Below are 17,515 nucleotides of genomic sequence, written 5' to 3'. Positions count from 1 at the left end.
TGTGGGGGTCGGTAGTTGCACTTTCGTGAACTCCACGACCGCGCGGACTAGACGACCGCGCTGTCCGGTTCGGCGAACCCGGGCACCAGCTCTTCGGAGAGCGCCTTGATCGGCACGTGGGCGTCCAGCTGACACAGGATCGCGGCCACCGACATGATCACGCGCATCGGAATCACCAGCTTGGGCGGCAGGTCCATCTGCCGGGCGGTGCGGATCTGCGACACGGACCGGTCGATCTCGATGGCCGACATCTTCTGCAGCCACTTGCGGGTGTAGTGGAAGACGTCGACCTCGACCGGTTCGACGTACTGGCGCAGCATGTCGTCGATGTCGCGCACCGACACCTGCTGGCCCTTCTGGATGAAGCCGGCCTTTTCCATCGTCGGCAACAGCAGGTCGTAGTTCTTGTCGCGGGCGAGCCGGATGCTCATGCCGAGCTCGATCGGCAAGCCGCCGGGTAGCGGCGCGACGGCGCCGAAGTCGATCACGCCCATGCGGCCGTCGTCGAGCAGCATGAAGTTGCCCGGGTGGGCGTCGCCGTGCAGCATCTCCAGCCGGCGCGGCGCGTCGAACGTGAGCTCGAGCAGGCGGGCGCCGATCAGGTCGCGCTGCTCGACGGTGCCGTGCCGGATGATCTCCGCCATGGGGGTGCCTTGCATCCACTCCTGGATCACCACCTTCGGCGCGCTGGCCACGATGCGCGGCACCGCGAAGTGCGGGTGGTCGTGATACGCCTTGGCGAAGGCGCGCTGGTTCTCGGCCTCGAGCCGGTAGTCCAGCTCCATCTCGGTGCGCTCGATCAGCTCGTCGACCACGCCTTGGATGTCGGCGCCCGGCGCGAGTTGCTTGAACACCCCGACCAGCCGCTGCATGGTCTTGAGGTCGGCACGCAGCGCCTCGTCGGCTCCGGGGTACTGGATCTTGACCGCCACCTCGCGGCCGTCGGACCACACCCCCTTGTGCACCTGGCCGATGCTGGCCGAGGCCACGGGGGTGTCGTCGAACGAACTGAACCGCTCACGCCACTTGGTGCCCAGTTGGGCGTCGAGCACCCGGTGCACCTTGGCCGCGGGCAGCGGCGGGGCGTCCTTCTGCAGCTTGGTCAACGCCTCGCGGTAGGGCTCGCCGAACTCCTCGGGGATCGCGGCCTCGAGCACCGACAGCGCCTGGCCCACCTTCATCGCGCCGCCCTTGAGCTCACCCAAGACGGTGAACAATTGGTGGGCGGCCTTCTCGAGAAGCTCGGCCTGGACCTCGTCCCTGGACTTACCCGTCAGCCGTTTACCGAATCCGAGCGCTGCCCGACCGGCGAATCCGACCGGAATGCTGGCCAGCTTGGCGTTACGCGCAGCCCGGCCCCGTTTGATGTCTGCCACGTAACCATCATCCATGATGGCCTGCGCGATGTGGAGAGAAGACGACAACGCTCGTTGTCACAATCCGTAGGCGCAGGTCAGCGGGTGCGCCCGCGTCAGCAGGCGCACAACGGGTGTTTCTCCCATTGCCGCGCGACAATCGCGCCGGCGTGCAGATCGAATTCCAGCGTCGCGTTGAGCGTCTGGGGTGGCTTCGCATCGGAGGCCGCCTCGTGCCCGCGCACCGCCGCGATCACCCGGTTCACCTGAGAAAGCGCCAGCGCCGCGGTCGCCAGCACGGTGGCGCGGTCGGCGACGCCGACGGTTTCCCGCAGCTGCGCACAAATCGCCGGCCACGCCGCGTCGCGGTCCCGGCGGTGCAGGTCCGCGCAGGCCAGGCAGCTCGTCACGCCGGGGATCACCAGCGGACCCACCAGCCCGATGCCGTCACGCACCCGCACCACCAGGTGCGCGACGCCCTGATCGTGCAGATCGCGCACCATGCGCGGGTCGGCGACCAGGTAGTCCGACAACACGACCAGGTCGACGTCGCCGGCCGACACCGCGGCGTGCGGTTGGCTGCTGTGCGCGATCCGGGCGCCCGAGCAGCGCAACGACTCCATCAGCAGCTCCGAGAGCGGCCCGCGGCCGTGCACGCGCACCGACGGGGCCCGGCCGCGCGGTCGCCCGCATTCGGTCGCCACCCCGGCGCCGACGAGTTGGGCCACCAGGCTTCTCAGGCCGTCGGCGTCGGTCAGGCCACGGTCGAGCGCCCGCCGCTGCAACTCCGGCAGCGGGGTCGGGGACGACATGGACCGCAACAGCGTGGCCAGTTCGGCGGTGGGCAAGCCGCTCGGGGGGCGCACCAGCACCGCGCGGCGGGGATCCCAGCCGACCTGGACCGCGCCGTCGGGCCGCAGCAGCACCGGCATCGCCGGGTCCAGCGCATAGGTGGACAGCACCGCCTGGCACTGCTGAGTCACCGCGCAACTGTGTCACGCAGGAGGCAATGGCTCCGCTCAGTTATCCACAGAACCGGTGCCGGGGCCCGGCCCCTCAGGATCCTGGCCCTCGCGCTCGAGTTTGGCGATCGCCTCGTCGATGCCGCTGGTGTCGCCGCCGATGACCCGGTCGATGAATCCGGCCGGCTCGTCGAGGTCCTCGGCGTCGGGCAGCAGGTCGGGGTGTTGCCAAATGCCGTCGCGGGTGTCGACCCCGGCGGCCTGCGTCAGGCGCTCCCAGAACGTGGCGGCTTCACGCATCTTGCGCGGCCGCAGCTCCAACCCGACCAGCGTCGCGAAGGTCTGCTCGGCCGGGCCGCCGCTGGCGCGGCGCCGGCGCAGCGTCTCACCGAGCGCGCCCGCGCCCGGAATCCGGTCGCCCAGGGCGGCGGCCACCACCACCTGCACCCACCCTTCGATCAGGGCGAGCAGCGTCTCCAGGCGCTCCAGCGCCTGCGTCTGCGCGGGAGTGGCCTTGGGCTCGAAAACGCCCTGCCCCAACAGGTTTTCGATCGCCGCCGGATCCGACAGCGACGCCGGATTGAAGTCGCGGGCGAGCTCCTCGATTCCCGACATATCGATCTGCATGCCCATCGCGTAGGCCTCGACCGCGCCCAGTAGTTGGCTCGACAGCCAGGGGACGTGGCTGAACAGCCGGTGGTGGGCGGCCTCGCGCGCGGCCAGGAAGGTCAGGATCTCGCTGCGCGGCCGCTCGAGTCCGGTGGTGAACGATTCGACGGCGTCGGGCATGATCGCCGCAATTCCCTTGGGGCCCAACGGCAAACCGATGTCGGTCGAGGTCAGCACCTCGCGGGACAACCGGCCCAGCGCCTGCCCGAGCTGCGAGCCGAACGCCATGCCACCCATCTGCGACATCATCTGCAGCAGCGGGCCGGCCATGCTCTTGGCTTCCTCGGGCAGCGACGCCGCCCACACCGTCGAGATCTGTTGGGCCATCGGGTCACACAGCCGCTTCCACGTCTCCAACGTGTTGTCGACCCAGTCGGCGGGCGTCCAACCCACCGCCTTGGCGGTGCCCGCGGGCAGTGCCGTCGCCCCGTCCAGCCAGGTTTCGGCCAGGTGCACCGCGTCGGCGATCGCCGAGTTCGTCGTGGCCGGCACCGGCGCCACGAAGCCGATCGAATTCGACGCGACGCGACGCGCCAGTTCGTAATTGACCGGCCCCGAGGCCGTTCCGCCGGGTCCGACGGTGCCCGCGCTGCTGAACATCTGACCCAGCTGGGTGAAGATCTGCCCCAGGTCACCCATGCCGAAATCGCCGCTCATGCCGAACGCGGCGAACGGGTCGGAAGGGTTCGAGCCCGAATCGGGATCTTTTTTCCCGGGTTTGTCGGGGTCCTCCCCGTGGGAGAAGCCGAACGGCAGGTCAGCCATGACCCCAACGGTACTCACCGTGGGATCGGAAGGCGCGCGACGGCGGGTCAGCTTGTAGCTGAACCACGTAACCGGACCCTTGCAGCCGAATGACCGGCGACGTGGCCCGTCTAGTGTGTTCGGCGTGAACAGGCGCATCCTGACCTTGATGGTCGCGCTGGTGCCGATCGTGGTGTTCGGCGTCTTGCTGGCGGTGGTGACGGTGCCGTTCGTGTCGCTGGGTCCCGGCCCCACCTTCGACACGCTCGGCGAGGTCGACGGCAAGCAGGTGGTGGCGATCCAGGGCACCCTGACGCATCCGACCACCGGTCACCTGAACATGACCACGGTGTCCCAGCGCGACGATCTGACGCTGGGCGAGGCGCTGACGCTTTGGCTTTCGGACACCGAACAGCTGGTGCCGCGCGACCTCATCTACCCGCCCGGCAAGTCCCGGGAGGAAGTGGACAAGGCCAACAACGCGGACTTCAAGCAGTCCGAGGACAGCGCCGAATACGCGGCATTGGGCTATTTGAAGTACCCCTCAGCGGTCACCGTGGCGAAGGTCCCCGAACCCGGTCCCTCGGCGGGCAAGCTGAAGGCCGGCGACGCCATCGACGCGGTCAACGGCACGCCGGTGGCCACCGTCGACGCTTTCACCGGGCTGCTGAAGAGCACCAAACCCGGTCAGACCGTGACGATCGACTACCGCCGCAAGAACGAACCCGCCGGTGTGGCGCAGATCACGCTGGGCGCCAACAAGGACCGCGACTACGGCTACGTCGGCGTCGCGGTGCTCGACGCGCCGTGGGCGCCGTTCGTCGTGGACTTCAACCTCGCCAACATCGGCGGCCCGTCCGCCGGGCTGATGTTCAGCCTGGCGGTGGTCGACAAGTTGACCACCGGGGGCCTGGCCGGGTCGAACTTCATCGCGGGTACCGGCACCATCACCGCCGACGGCAAGGTCGGCCAGATCGGCGGCATCACGCACAAGATGGTCGCCGCGCACGCGGCCGGGGCGACGGTGTTTCTGGTGCCGGCGAAGAACTGTTACGAGGCCAGTTCGGACAATCCGTCCGGACTGCGGTTGGTCAAGGTCGAGACGCTCGGCCAGGCAGTAGATGCGCTGCACGCGATCACGTCCGGTGGGCAGCCGCCGAGTTGCTAGGCAAGCGCGGGATCGCCGGTTGTCGCAATGCGTAGAGTTGTCACCGTCTAGCAATCGATCAGGGAGCGTAGCCAGTGGGGATGCGGCCCACCGCAAGAATGCCGAAGCTGACTCGGCGTAGCCGGATTCTGATCCTGATCGCACTGGGTGTGATCGCTTTGCTGCTCGCGGGTCCGCGGCTGATCGACGCCTACGTCGACTGGCTGTGGTTCGGCGAGCTCGGCTACCGCTCGGTGTTTTCCACCGTGCTCGTCACCCGGTTCGTGGTCTTTCTCATCGCCGGCCTGCTGGTGGGCGGCATCGTGTTCGCCGGGCTCGCGGTGGCCTACCGCACCCGCCCGGTGTTCGTGCCGAGCAACGACAACGACCCGGTGGCGCGGTACCGCGCCGTGGTCCTTTCCCGGCTGCGCCTGGTCAGTGTCGGCGTACCGGTGGCGATCGGCTTGCTGGCCGGCATCATCGCGCAAAGCTATTGGGTGCGGATCCAACTGTTCCTGCACGGCGGAGACTTCGGCATCAAGGACCCGCAGTTCGGCAAGGACCTCGGCTTCTACGCGTTCGAGTTGCCGTTCTACCGGCTGCTGCTCAGCTACCTGTTCGTGGCGGTGTTCCTGGCGTTCGTGGCCAACGTGTTGTCCCACTACGTCTTTGGCGGCATTCGGCTGTCCGGACGCACCGGTGCGCTGAGCCGTTCGGCGCGGATCCAGCTGGTCACCCTGGTCGGGCTGTTGGTGCTGCTCAAGGCGGTCGCCTATTGGCTGGACCGCTACGAGCTGTTGTCGCACACCCGCGGCGGCAAGCCCTTCACCGGAGCCGGATACACCGACATCAACGCCGTGCTGCCGGCGAAGCTGATCCTCATGGCGATCGCGCTGATCTGCGCGGGCGCGGTGTTCTCCGCGGTCGTCCTGCGGGACTTGAGGATTCCCGCGATCGGCCTGGTCCTGCTGTTGCTGTCGTCGCTGATCGTCGGCGCGGGCTGGCCGTTGATCGTCGAACAGATCAGCGTCAAACCCAATGCCGCGCAAAAGGAAAGCGAATACATCAGCCGCAGCATCGCCGCGACGCGCCAGGCCTACGGTCTCACGGCGGACGTGGTCACCTACCGCAACTACACCGGCGACGCGCAGGCCACCGCCCAGCAGGTCGCCGACGACCGCGCGACCACCTCCAACATCCGGCTGCTCGACCCGACCATCGTCAGCCCGGCGTTCACCCAGTTCCAGCAGGGCAAGAACTTCTACTACTTCCCCGACCAGCTCTCCATCGACCGGTACCTCGACCGCAACGGGTCGTTGCGGGACTACGTCGTGGCGGCGCGCGAACTCAACCCCGACCGGTTGATCGACAACCAGCGTGACTGGATCAACCGGCACTCGGTCTACACCCACGGCAACGGGTTCATCGCGTCGCCGGCCAACACGGTGCGCGGAATCGCCAACGACCCCAACCAAAACGGTGGCTATCCCGAATTTCTGGTCAACGTCGTCGGCGCCAACGGCAACGTGGTGTCCGACGGTCCCGCGCCGCTCGACCAGCCGCGCGTTTACTACGGGCCGGTCATCTCCAACACGGCGGCGGACTACGCGATCGTCGGGCGCAACGGCGCGGATCGCGAATACGACTACGAGACCAGCAACGAAACCAAGAACTACACCTACACCGGGCTCGGTGGCGTCGCCCTCGGCGACTGGCTGTCGCGCAGCGTGTTCGCCGCCAAGTTCGCCGAGCGGAATTTCCTGTTTTCCAATGTGATCGGCTCGAACAGCAAGATCCTGTTCAACCGAGACCCGGCGCGCCGGGTGGAGGCGGTGGCGCCGTGGCTGACCACCGACAGCTCCGTTTATCCGGCGATCGTCAACAAGAGACTGGTGTGGATCATCGACGGCTACACCACGTTGGACAACTACCCGTACTCCGAACTCACGTCGCTGGAGTCGGCGACCGCGGACTCCAACGAGGTGGCGTTCAACCGGCTCGCACCCGACAAGCGAGTCTCCTACATCCGCAACTCGGTGAAGGCGACCGTGGACGCCTATGACGGCACCGTCAGCCTGTATCAGCAAGACGAACAGGATCCGGTGCTCAAGGCGTGGATGCGGGTGTTCCCGGGCACCGTCAAGCCCAAGAGCGACATCAGCCCCGAGTTGGCCGAGCACCTGCGCTATCCCGAAGACCTGTTCAAGGTGCAGCGGATGCTGCTGGCGAAGTATCACGTCAACGATCCGGTGACGTTCTTCTCGACGTCGGACTTCTGGGACGTGCCGCTGGACCCGAACCCCACGGCCAGCAGCTACCAGCCGCCCTACTACATCGTCGCGAAAAACATTGCGAAGAACGACAATTCGTCGTCCTATCAGTTGACGAGCGCGATGAACAGGTTCAAGCGCGACTACCTCGCCGCCTACATCAGCGCGAGCTCCGACCCGGCTACGTACGGGCGGATCACCGTGCTGACCATCCCGGGTCAGGTCAACGGGCCGAAGCTGGCCAACAACGCGATCACCACCGACCCGGCGGTGTCGCAGGACCTCGGGGTGATCGGGCGCGACAACCAGAACCGGATCCGGTGGGGCAACCTGCTCACCTTGCCGGTGGGGCAGGGCGGGTTGCTCTACGTCGAACCCGTGTACGCCTCCCCGGGGGCCAGCGACGCGGCGTCGTCATACCCGCGGCTGATCCGGGTGGCGATGATGTACAACGACAAGATCGGCTACGGCCCCACCGTGCGCGACGCGCTCACCGGGCTGTTCGGTCCCGGCGCGGGCGCGGCGGCGACGGGCATTCAGCCCACCGAGTCGGGGACGCCCGCGGCGAGTCCGCCGGCCAGTGTGCCGGCACCCGCCATCACGCCCGGATCGCCGCCGCCGGTGGCCGCACCGCCGGTGCCTGACGGGTCCGTGGCGCTGTCACCCGCCAAATCCGCTGCGCTGCAAGAGATTCAGGCTGCACTCGGCGCGGCGAAAGACGCGCAGAAGAAGGGCGACTTCGCTGGCTATGGTGCCGCGTTGCAGCGCCTGGACGACGCGATCACCAAGTACAACAACACCAAGTAGCTTTCAGGCGTAGGCCGTCCGGAACCTGTCCCGATAAGCCTTCGGGCTGATGCCCAGGTGGTTGACGAACGCGCGTCGCAGCGTTTCGATGCTGCCGAAGCCGGCCATGCCCGCGGTCTCGGTGACCGACCGGCCGGCTTCGAGCGCGTTGCGGGCGAAGCCGATTCGAACCAATTCGACGTAGCGCGCCGGGGTCATCCCGAGCTCTGATGCAAACAGCCGGGTCAGCTGGCGTGTGCTCAACGAGGCCAGTGCCGCAAGCCTTTTCACGCTGTGGTCGGCGGAGGGGTCGGCCGCGATCGCTTCGGTGACCGCGCGCAGCGGCGACTGCGGCGGGGGATCGGCCTCGACCAGCACCGAGAATTGTGATTGTCCGCCGGCGCGTTTCAGGTAGACGACCAGCCACCGGGCGACGTCGCGGACCAGTTCGGTGCCGTAGTCCATTTCGACCAGCGCCAGCGCCAGGTCGATGCCCGAGGAAATCCCGGCGGAGGTGAAGACGTCGCCGTCGCGGACGAAGATCGCGTCGGGCTCGACGGTGATGTCAGGGAAGGCCCGGGCCAGCCGCCGGGTGTCGTGCCAGTGCGTGGTGGCGCGCCGACCGTGCAGCACCCCGGCCTGCGCGAGGATGAACGACCCGGTGCAGATGGACGCCATCCGCCGGGTTCGCTCCGAGACGGACCCGATGGCTTCGACGAGCGCGGGGTCGATCGGTCGCCCCGGCAGGTGGTCGCTGCCGGCGACCAGGACGGTGTCGGCGGAATCGATGGCCGAGATCGAGTGGGTGACCCCCAATCGGGTCCCGATCGACGTTGTCACGTCGCCGCCGTCCACCGACGCGAAGGTGAGCCGGTAATCGGCGCCGAACCGGTTGGCCTCGACGAAGACTTCGCCCGCCCCGGCGACGTCCAGCAGCGTCACCCCGTCGAAGACGACGATGACCACCACCCGGGAACGCGCTCCACCTGTAGCCACGTGAGCCATTGTGTCGCTTTCTGGGGAGTTGACGGCTGAAACGACCGGCGTCGGATCGTCCGGACCGTCGCACACTGAGCACGACGGTCACCGGAGAAGGAGACGACAAGATGACCACCAGTTCGATCGACACCATCGCCGGCATCCACGTGCCCGACACCGCGCTGGTGCGCGAGGTCACCGACTTCATTCGCGACAGCGCAGACGAGTTGCTGTTCAACCACTCCCGGCGGGTGTTCTTCTTCGGCGCGCTGCAGGGCATGCGCCGCGGGGTGCAACCCAACCTGGAGTTGCTCTACGTCGCGGCCATGTTCCACGACCTCGGCCTGACGGAGCACTACCGCAACTCGACCGTCCGCTTCGAGGTCGACGGCGCCAACGCGGCGCGGGACTTCCTGATGGACGCCGGCGTCGACAAGGCCGACGCCGACACGGTGTGGCTCGGCATCGCCCTGCACACCACCCCCGGCGTGCCGGAGTTCCTGGCGCCCGAAGTCGCGCTGCTGCAGGCCGGTGTGGAAGTCGACGTGGTCGGCGTCGGGCGCGAGCAGCTGGCCCCCGAAGCGCTCGCCGCGGTGATCGCCGCCCACCCGCGCCCGCAGTTCAAGCAGCGCATCCTGGCGGCGTTCAACGACGGCATGAAGCACCGCCCGCACACCACGGCCGGCACCATGAACGCCGACGTCCTGGCGCACTTCGATCCGGCGTTCGAGCGCGTCGATTTCGTCGACAAGATCCTCAACAACGGCTGGCCGGAATAGCCCGGACGGGAGTAGACAGATGGACATCTACGAAGCGCTGTACACGACCAGGATGATGCGGCGCCTGCGGCCCGATCCGGTTCCGCTGGACACGCACGCCCGGATCCTCGACGCGGCCGTTCGCGCCCCCAACGGGGCCAACACCCAACGCTGGCACTTTGTGGCCGTTGACGATCCGGCGCTCATCCGCGAGTTCGCTCAGCTGTTCCGGCAGGCCCGCGCCCTCGAATACGAGAAGTTCGGGGCGGGGACGGGGCCGATGGTGGCGCCCGCGCCCGGCGCCGACGCGGCCGCACACGCCGAAACGATGCGCCGGATCAAAGGTTCGGGGGACTACCTCGCCGACCATTTCGAAGAAATTCCCTTGTTGCTCTTCGTCTTCGCGATCGACGACCTCGGCGGCGCCAACATCTTCCCGGCGATCTGGAGTGTGCTGCTCGCCGCCCGCGCCGAGGGTGTCGGCGGCGTCATGACGATGGTGCTCCGCAACTTCGAGGACAGGGTCGACGAGTTGTTGGGCGTGCCCGTCGAGGAGGGCTGGACGATGTCGGCCATGCTGGCCCTCGGCTACCCGCGGGGCACATGGGGTGTCGCGGCCAATCGCCATCCCGTGCACGAGGTTTCATCCCGTAACGGCTGGGACACGCCGTTCGGTGTCGAAGTGCCGCAGCCGCTTTGGCCGCCCCAGGGCGACACGGCGACCGCGGTCGGGTTCTGAAAAGGAGGAACGTCAGATGAGCGGCGCGAACGAAATCGGGGTCACGGTCGTGCAGCCGGGGGAGGGCGATTACGTTGCCCTGCCTGGGTTTGGGGCCGTCTTCAAGCTGTCCGGCAAGACCAACGGCGGCGAGGTGTCCATCGTCGAGCACCCGTTTGCGGTCGGCCTGCTCACCGCCGCGCACCGGCACACCCGCGAGGACGAGCATTCGATCGTGCTGGCTGGCGAGATCGGCTTCCGCTCGGACGACAGTGAGGTCGTCCTCGGGCCCGGCGGCTACATCACCAAGCCCCGCGGGCAGATGCACGCGATGTGGAACGCCGGCAGCGAGCCGGGCCGCATCATCGAAGTCATCACCCCGGGCGGGTTCGAGAACTATTTCCGCGAACTCGGTGAGCTGCTCCTCGAGCACGCCGACGACCCGGCCGGCAAGCCGCTGCACGAGTTGCCCGAGTTCGGCGAACTCGCCGACAAATACGGGCTGACCTACGGGTCACCGGAGTGGATGGACGACATCGCCCAGCGATATGGACTGAACCCGCCGTCACACTGAACGAGGCCGCCCGCCCCGCTGAGCGCGCGATTTGGTCGCCGTGACACCGGTTCGGTAACCTGGCATTCACCAACGCGGGGTGGAGCAGCTCGGTAGCTCGCTGGGCTCATAACCCAGAGGTCGCAGGTTCGAATCCTGTCCCCGCTACCAGGTAAAACGGCCCCCGGAGATGGCTCCGGGGGCCGTTTTCATGCCGGGTGGGACGCGTTCGCAAAGCGAATGATCCGTTGGGAATGTGTTCGCGAGGCACGCGATGGCCTATCTTTACCTCCGTCCGTCGCATCGGTACCGCGAGTTGTCGGAGGAGATCCCACATGCGCAGCTTCAAGGTGGCAGCGTCCGCCACGGCCCTCGTCCTCTTCGGCCCGGCTGGCGTCGCCGCTGCCGCGCCGCCGAAGGACTACTGCGCCGAACTCAAGGGTGCCAACACCGGCCAGGCATGCCAGATCCAGATGGCCGACCCCGGCTACAACGTCAACATCAGCTTCCCGGTGAACTACCCCGACGAGAAGTCCGTGGCGGAGTTCATCGCCAAGGAGCGCGACGATTTCGTCAGTGCCGCCAAATCCTCCGCACCCCGCGACCAGCCCTACCAGCTGACTATTTCGTCGACGAACTACGGGTCGGCGATACCGCCGCGCGGCACCGAGGCCGTGGTGTTCAAGGTCGTCGAGAACACCGGCGCCCCCAAGACGACGTTCAAGTCGTTCAACTGGGACCAGACCTATCGCAAGGCGATCGTGTGGACCGCAGCCTCAGACGACAAGAACAACACGCCCTTGTGGCGCGTCGACGACCCGCTGCAGACCGTCGCGCCCGTCGTGCAGAGCGAGCTGCAGAAGCAGGCCGCGCCGCCCGCGAACCCGGCGCAGACCCCGCCGGGGAACCAGCCGCAGACCGCACCGCCCGCGAGCCCGACGCAGACGGCACCGCCGGTGACGATCGCGCCGGCCGCCGCCTACGACCCCGCGAACTACCAGAATTTCGCCGTCACGAACGACGGTGTGATCTTCTTTTTCGACCAAGGTCGCATGCTGCCCGACGCCACTCAGGTGCTGGTGCCGCGCTCCGCGATCGACCCGATGCTCGCTTAGCGAGCGCAGATCTACCGCGGCAGCACGGCCTCGATGGCGCTGATGACCTCGGGGGCGTCGGGCTCGGTGCGGGGCCGGAAGCGCTGGACCACCGCGCCGTCGGGTGCGAGGAGGAACTTCTCGAAGTTCCACTGGATGTCTCCGGCCTGGCCCTCGGCATCGGAGGCTTTGGTCAACTCGGCGTACAGCGGGTGCCGGTCGTCGCCGTTGACGTCGGTCTTCGCCAACAACGGGAACGTCACCCCGTAGGTCCTCGAGCAGAACTCCTGGATCTCGTCGGCCGTGCCCGGTTCCTGGCCCATGAACTGGTTGCAGGGCACGCCGACGACCGTCAGGCCGCGCTCGCCATAGTCCGTGGCCAGCTTCTCGAGGGCGGTGTACTGCGGGGTCAGACCGCATTTGGAGGCGACGTTGACGACCAGCGTTGCGCCGCCGGACAATTCGGCAAGCGTGGTGGGCCGGCCGTCAAGGGTGGTAAGGGCGATGTCTTTGAGGGTCACGCCGACGACGCTAACGCAGATCAGAGCCAGCCGGTACGGGCGGCCGCAACCGGCTCGGCGGGGGCCGGGGCCAGCTCCCCGTCCCGCACCCCGTCGAGCAGCCGCTGCACCGCGGCGACGATCTCCGGCGCCGCGGCGGCGAGCCCCTTCTTGTCGGCCTCGCTGACCTCGTCGGCGTCGACGCCGGCCCGGGCCAGCACGGCGGACGGGTCGGCCAACTGCTCGGCCAACCACGACACCGGGTCGGCCGACAGCTCGGGCACGAAGTGCCGGCGTCCGGGTTCCCAACCGTCGAAACGCGGGTGGTGATGGGCCCGGTCCAGCGTCCCCGGCGGGCTTTCCGCCGATCCGAATAGGTCCACCCGCCACACCGGGCGGGTAAAGGCGATCGGGACGCCGGCATAGATCGAGCCCTGCGGCTCGGCCCGGTCGACGAGGCGCAGTTCCAGTCTGACTCCCCGCTCCGGGGTTTCCTGACCTTCGAGCGGGGACGGGTCGACGAAATACATGTCCCCGACGACCACACCCAGGGATTCGAATCCGAACGCTGCGAGCATTGCGCCCCTTTCCTGACCGCTATCCGAGCGTAGACCCGGACGTGGACGGGCGTGCCGCTACCGGAGACGGGTCGCGCCGTCGCGTCTCGTAAAATTGAGCGCGCTGCAAAAGGCGTCAGACGAATTTGTTAATGACGGTTCGCACAAGCGGGGCCGTCGCGGTACATTTCAGTGAACCTTGTTGCAAGGGCCCCTGGTATCGGCTCTGACCCGGGGGACGCGGTTCGCCACAGCACCGGGAAGGCGCGTGGCGCGAACGTGAGGGGCGGCGACGGTGGTGTCGGAACAGCGAAGTCCCGGTTCACCCGTGCAGATCAACTCGCAACGAACACCGCCCTACAAGTGGATCGCCCTCGTCACGCTGCTCGTGCTCGCGGTGATTTTGGCCTTGGTGTATGGGCAGTTCCGAGGGGGCTTCACCGCTAAGACCAACCTGACGATGTTGGCGTCGCGGGCGGGGTTGGTGATGGATCCGGGGTCGAAGGTCACTTATAACGGGGTGGAGATCGGCCGGGTCGGCAAGATCGCCGAGACGGTGCGTGACGGGAAGCCGGCGGCGAAGTTCACGCTGGAGGTCTATCCGCGGTACCTGAAGCTGATCCCGTCGAATGTGAATGCTGATATCAAGGCGACGACGGTGTTCGGCGGCAAGTATGTGTCGCTGACGACGCCGGCCAACCCGTCGGCGCAGAAGATCTCGGCGCACACCGTGCTCGATGCGCGTTCGGTGACCACCGAGATCAACACGTTGTTTCAGACGATCACCTCGATCGCGCAGAAGGTCGATCCGGTCAAGCTGAATCTGACGTTGAGCGCGGCGGCGCAGTCGTTGGCCGGGCTGGGGGACAAGTTCGGCCAGTCGGTGGTGAACGCGAACGCGGTTCTTGATGAGGTGAATCCGCGGATGCCGCAGGCGCGCAAGGATATTCAGCAGTTGGCGGCGTTGGGGGACACCTATGCCGACGCGTCGCCGGATCTGTTCGACTTCTTGAACAACGCGGTGGTCACCGCGCGCACATTCAACGCGCAGCAAAAGGATTTGGATCAGGCGTTGTTGTCGGCGGCGGGGTTCGGTAGCACCGGGGCGGAGATCTTCGAGAAGGGTGGGCCGTTTCTGGCGCGCGGCGCCGCCGATCTGGTGCCGACGGCCCAGCTGCTGGACACCTACAGCCCCGAACTTTATTGCACCCTGCACAACTACCACGACATCGTGCCCATCACCGGCGCCTCCGAGGGCGGCTTCAACGGCTACTCGCTGAACATGGACACCGAGGTCACCTCGGGCTTAGGTCTGTTGCTCAACCCGGTCGCCACCGTCCCCGTCCTCGCCTCGCTCCTCGGCGGCATCGCCGGGGTGGTCGGCGGGGCGCCCAACCCCTACGTCTGGCCCGAGAACCTGCCGCGGGTGAACGCCCGCGGCGGCCCCGGGGGTGCGCCGGGTTGCTGGCAGCGGGTCACCCGCGATCTGTGGCCCGCACCGGAATTGGTGATGGACACCGGCAACAGCCTTGCGCCCTACAACCACCTGGACACCGGATCGCCGTACGCGATCGAGTACGTCTGGGGCCGTCAGGTCGGCGACAACACGATCAACCCCTAGCGCGCGAAAGAGTTGCCGGGAACCATCATTCGCGCGCCGGCATGATCGGTGGTCCGCCGCGCTCGGCGCGAGTATTCGGTGTTGCTTTGTTCGTGCCGCCGCGTCGCGGTACATTGCACTGGTCTTCGTTATTGCATCTGTGTACAGAGCCCCTGGTAACGGACAGTAAGTCGGGGGAGTGATTTGCCGCAGCGCCGTCAGGCCGCGGCACCGACCATGAGGGGCAGTGGTGGCGTCGGTGGGTTATCTGAATAACCAACCGCATCCCTGGCTGTCGCCGAGCGCGGAATACCGGCCGACCTTCGGACTCCTGGTGTAACGCCATGGAAGGTTCACCTGTTCAGATCAACGACTCGCGGGAGCCGCCCTACAAGTGGATCACCCTCGTCGTCGTGGTGGTGCTCGCGGTGATCTTCACCTTGGTGTACATCCAGTTCCGAGGGGGCTTCACCGCTAAGACCAACCTGACGATGTTGGCGTCGCGGGCGGGGTTGGTGATGGATCCGGGGTCGAAGGTCACTTATAACGGGGTGGAGATCGGCCGGGTCGGCAAGATCGCCGAGACGGTGCGTGACGGGAAGCCGGCGGCGAAGTTCACGCTGGAGGTCTATCCGCGGTACCTGAAGCTGATCCCGTCGAATGTGAATGCTGATATCAAGGCGACGACGGTGTTCGGCGGCAAGTATGTGTCGCTGACGACGCCGGCCAACCCGTCGGCGCAGAAGATCTCGGCGCACACCGTGCTCGATGCGCGTTCGGTGACCACCGAGATCAACACGTTGTTTCAGACGATCACCTCGATCGCGCAGAAGGTCGATCCGGTCAAGCTGAATCTGACGTTGAGCGCGGCGGCGCAGTCGTTGGCCGGGCTGGGGGACAAGTTCGGCCAGTCGGTGGTGAACGCGAACGCGGTTCTTGATGAGGTGAATCCGCGGATGCCGCAGGCGCGCAAGGATATTCAGCAGTTGGCGGCGTTGGGGGACACCTATGCCGACGCGTCGCCGGATCTGTTCGACTTCTTGAACAACGCGGTGGTCACCGCGCGCACATTCAACGCGCAGCAAAAGGATTTGGATCAGGCGTTGTTGTCGGCGGCGGGGTTCGGTAGCACCGGGGCGGAGATCTTCGAGAAGGGTGGGCCGTTTCTGGCGCGCGGCGCCGCCGATCTGGTGCCGACGGCCCAGCTGCTGGACACCTACAGCCCGGAAATCTATTGCCTGATGCGCAGCGAAGTTGACGCGTTGGGCCCCACGGGCGCTGCCGAAGGCGGGTTCAACGGCTACTCGCTGAACATGGACACCGAGGTGCTCTCCGGGCTCGGACTGATCGCGAACCCGGTGTCTGCGGTGCCCGTCATCGCGTCGCTGGTGGGCGGCGTCGCCGGGGTGGTCGGCGGGGCGCCCAACCCCTACATCTGGCCCGAGAACCTGCCGCGGGTGAACGCCCGCGGCGGCCCCGGGGGTGCGCCGGGTTGCTGGCAGAAGATCAGCCGCGACCTGTGGCCCGCACCGGAATTGGTGATGGACACCGGCAACAGCATCGCGCCCTACAACCACCTGGACACCGGATCGCCGTACGCGATCGAGTACGTCTGGGGCCGCCAGGTCGGCGACAACACCATCAACCCCTAGCGGCCCAGCCCCGACAACGCTTGGCGCAAGCCAGGTTTCGCGCTTTCAAGGATTGGTGAAGCGCCGTAAGCGCGATGCTTATTTCGCGTGCACGCGCCCGGCTGGAGCACTTAGGTAAGGCTAACGTAAGCTCACTGAGTTGTGGGCGCCGTTGCCTGGATCGAGGGGGGCGTAGCCACTGGTCGTCCGTCACGAGCTACAAGGGGTTCACGCATGCGCATCGTCTTTTTCGGATTCCAGACCTGGGGCTACCGGACCCTCGAGGCGCTCACCGAGATGGACCATGAGGTCCCCCTGGCGGTCACCCACCCTTCCAGCGAGGAATCGTACAAGGCGATCTGGTCGGCGCCGGTGGAGGACCTCGCGCGTGACCACGGCATCCCGTTGCATCTGACCGAGACGGTCGACGCGGAAACCATCGATCTGGTCAAGCGCGCCGAGCCCGACGTCATCGTCGTCAACAGTTGGTACTACCGGATGCCGGCGGAACTGTACAACCTGCCGCCGCACGGAACCTTGAACTTCCACGACTCGCTGTTGCCGAGGTTCACCGGGTTTTCGCCCGTGCTGTGGGCGTTGATCAGCGGCGAGTCCGAGTTCGGGCTGACGGTGCACCGGATGGACGACGGCCTGGACACCGGGGACATTCTCGTGCAGCGCTCGGTGCCGATCGGTCCCGACGACACCGGCACCGAACTGGTGCTGCGCGGCATGGATCTGATCCCGGAAGTGCTGGCCGAGGCACTCGGTGCGCTGGAGTCCGGCACTGCGGTCTGGCGACCGCAGAACAAGGCCGAGCGGACGTACTTCCACAAGCGTTCGGAGCGTGACAGTTTGATCGACTGGGGTTGGGCGGCCGAGGACCTGGAGCGGTTTGTGCGCGCGCTGTCCGACCCCTACCCGCGCGCCTACAGCTTCTACCGAGGCGAGCGGATCGAAATCCTCGAGGCGCGCGTTTCCGAGGCCGGTTACGGTGGCACGCCGGGCCGGGTGATCGTCCAGGAGGAGGGCGGCGCGGTGGTCTGCGGCCCCGACTCGAATCGGGGCAACAACCGCGGGCTGGTGATCACCCGCGTCCGCTCTGCGGACGGAGTCGAGTGCGGCGGGGGAAAGTTCTTCCGGCGAGGCGGTTACCTGACCAGCCAGCCCTGACACGTTGCCTGTTCTGAAAG

15 protein-coding genes and 1 tRNA gene are annotated in these 17,515 nt (G+C 67.0%); 10 read left to right on the top strand and 6 right to left on the bottom strand.

Features of this window, described 5'->3' with window-relative positions; translation table 11 throughout:
- Positions 1-47: 47 nt before the first annotated feature.
- From JF781_RS01390 to JF781_RS01380, 3 genes are all read right to left on the bottom strand, one after another.
- Positions 48-1,391, bottom strand: a complete 1,344-nt coding sequence (locus JF781_RS01390) for an AarF/ABC1/UbiB kinase family protein (protein ID WP_225326328.1) — start codon at positions 1,389-1,391, stop codon at positions 48-50.
- An 80-nt stretch (positions 1,392-1,471) separates the two neighbouring features.
- Positions 1,472-2,287, bottom strand: coding sequence for a cyclodehydratase (locus tag JF781_RS01385; protein WP_225326568.1), 816 nt, complete (start codon positions 2,285-2,287; stop codon positions 1,472-1,474).
- Between the two features lie 87 nt (positions 2,288-2,374).
- Positions 2,375-3,769, bottom strand: a complete 1,395-nt coding sequence (locus JF781_RS01380; RefSeq protein WP_225326329.1) for a zinc-dependent metalloprotease — start codon at positions 3,767-3,769, stop codon at positions 2,375-2,377.
- Positions 3,770-3,875: 106 nt separating this feature from the next.
- On the opposite strand from JF781_RS01380, the gene JF781_RS01375 reads away from it, so the two are divergent.
- Both JF781_RS01375 and JF781_RS01370 read left to right on the top strand, forming a co-directional pair.
- Positions 3,876-4,898 carry a PDZ domain-containing protein gene (locus JF781_RS01375; protein ID WP_225326330.1) on the top strand — a complete coding sequence of 341 codons (1,023 nt, stop codon included), beginning with the start codon at positions 3,876-3,878 and terminating at the stop codon, positions 4,896-4,898.
- 74 nt (positions 4,899-4,972) lie between these two features.
- Complete coding sequence (locus JF781_RS01370) at positions 4,973-7,954, top strand: UPF0182 family protein (RefSeq protein WP_225326331.1); 2,982 nt, start codon at positions 4,973-4,975, stop codon at positions 7,952-7,954.
- Positions 7,955-7,957: 3 nt separating this feature from the next.
- On the opposite strand, the gene JF781_RS01365 is transcribed toward JF781_RS01370, so the two are convergent.
- Positions 7,958-8,938, bottom strand: coding sequence for a GlxA family transcriptional regulator (locus tag JF781_RS01365; RefSeq protein ID WP_225326332.1), 981 nt, complete (start codon positions 8,936-8,938; stop codon positions 7,958-7,960).
- A gap of 101 nt (positions 8,939-9,039) precedes the next feature.
- Here JF781_RS01365 and JF781_RS01360 point away from each other — a divergent pair, with 101 nt between their 5' ends.
- The 5 genes from JF781_RS01360 to JF781_RS01340 all read left to right on the top strand — a co-directional run bounded on the left by JF781_RS01360 (position 9,040) and on the right by JF781_RS01340 (position 12,055).
- Positions 9,040-9,690 (top strand): HD domain-containing protein, encoded by a 651-nt coding sequence (locus JF781_RS01360; protein ID WP_225326333.1) that lies wholly within the window; start codon positions 9,040-9,042, stop codon positions 9,688-9,690.
- A gap of 19 nt (positions 9,691-9,709) precedes the next feature.
- Entirely contained in the window at positions 9,710-10,408 is a 699-nt protein-coding gene (locus JF781_RS01355) for a nitroreductase family protein (protein WP_225326334.1), read from the top strand.
- Between the two features lie 16 nt (positions 10,409-10,424).
- Positions 10,425-10,961 (top strand): cupin domain-containing protein, encoded by a 537-nt coding sequence (locus JF781_RS01350; RefSeq protein WP_225326335.1) that lies wholly within the window; start codon positions 10,425-10,427, stop codon positions 10,959-10,961.
- Between the two features lie 73 nt (positions 10,962-11,034).
- Positions 11,035-11,111: transfer RNA gene (locus JF781_RS01345), tRNA-Met, on the top strand.
- 164 nt (positions 11,112-11,275) lie between these two features.
- A complete protein-coding gene (locus JF781_RS01340; protein WP_225326336.1) occupies positions 11,276-12,055 on the top strand; it encodes a DUF3298 domain-containing protein in 780 nt (259 codons plus the stop codon).
- A gap of 11 nt (positions 12,056-12,066) precedes the next feature.
- On the opposite strand, the gene JF781_RS01335 is transcribed toward JF781_RS01340, so the two are convergent.
- Positions 12,067-12,555, bottom strand: a complete 489-nt coding sequence (locus JF781_RS01335) for a glutathione peroxidase (RefSeq protein ID WP_225326337.1) — start codon at positions 12,553-12,555, stop codon at positions 12,067-12,069.
- A 20-nt stretch (positions 12,556-12,575) separates the two neighbouring features.
- A complete protein-coding gene (locus JF781_RS01330) occupies positions 12,576-13,112 on the bottom strand; it encodes a hypothetical protein (protein WP_225326338.1) in 537 nt (178 codons plus the stop codon).
- Positions 13,113-13,419: 307 nt separating this feature from the next.
- Between JF781_RS01330 and JF781_RS01325 the strand changes: the two genes are divergently transcribed.
- The 3 genes from JF781_RS01325 (at position 13,420) to JF781_RS01315 (ending at position 17,495) form a co-directional block, all read left to right on the top strand.
- Positions 13,420-14,712: an MCE family protein gene (locus JF781_RS01325; protein ID WP_225326569.1), complete on the top strand. Its 1,293-nt coding sequence runs from the start codon at positions 13,420-13,422 to the stop codon at positions 14,710-14,712.
- Between the two features lie 323 nt (positions 14,713-15,035).
- On the top strand, positions 15,036-16,343 hold the full coding sequence (locus JF781_RS01320) for an MCE family protein (protein ID WP_225326339.1): 1,308 nt from the start codon (positions 15,036-15,038) through the stop codon (positions 16,341-16,343).
- 213 nt (positions 16,344-16,556) lie between these two features.
- Positions 16,557-17,495 carry a methionyl-tRNA formyltransferase gene (locus JF781_RS01315; protein ID WP_225326340.1) on the top strand — a complete coding sequence of 313 codons (939 nt, stop codon included), beginning with the start codon at positions 16,557-16,559 and terminating at the stop codon, positions 17,493-17,495.
- The last annotated feature ends 20 nt before the right edge of the window (positions 17,496-17,515 follow it).

Source organism: Mycobacterium sp. WUMAC-067 (assembly GCF_020217485.1).
In the GTDB taxonomy this organism is placed as follows: domain Bacteria; phylum Actinomycetota; class Actinomycetes; order Mycobacteriales; family Mycobacteriaceae; genus Mycobacterium.
Note: the sequence above shows the minus strand (reverse complement) of the source record. Positions and strands in the feature narration are given on the sequence as shown.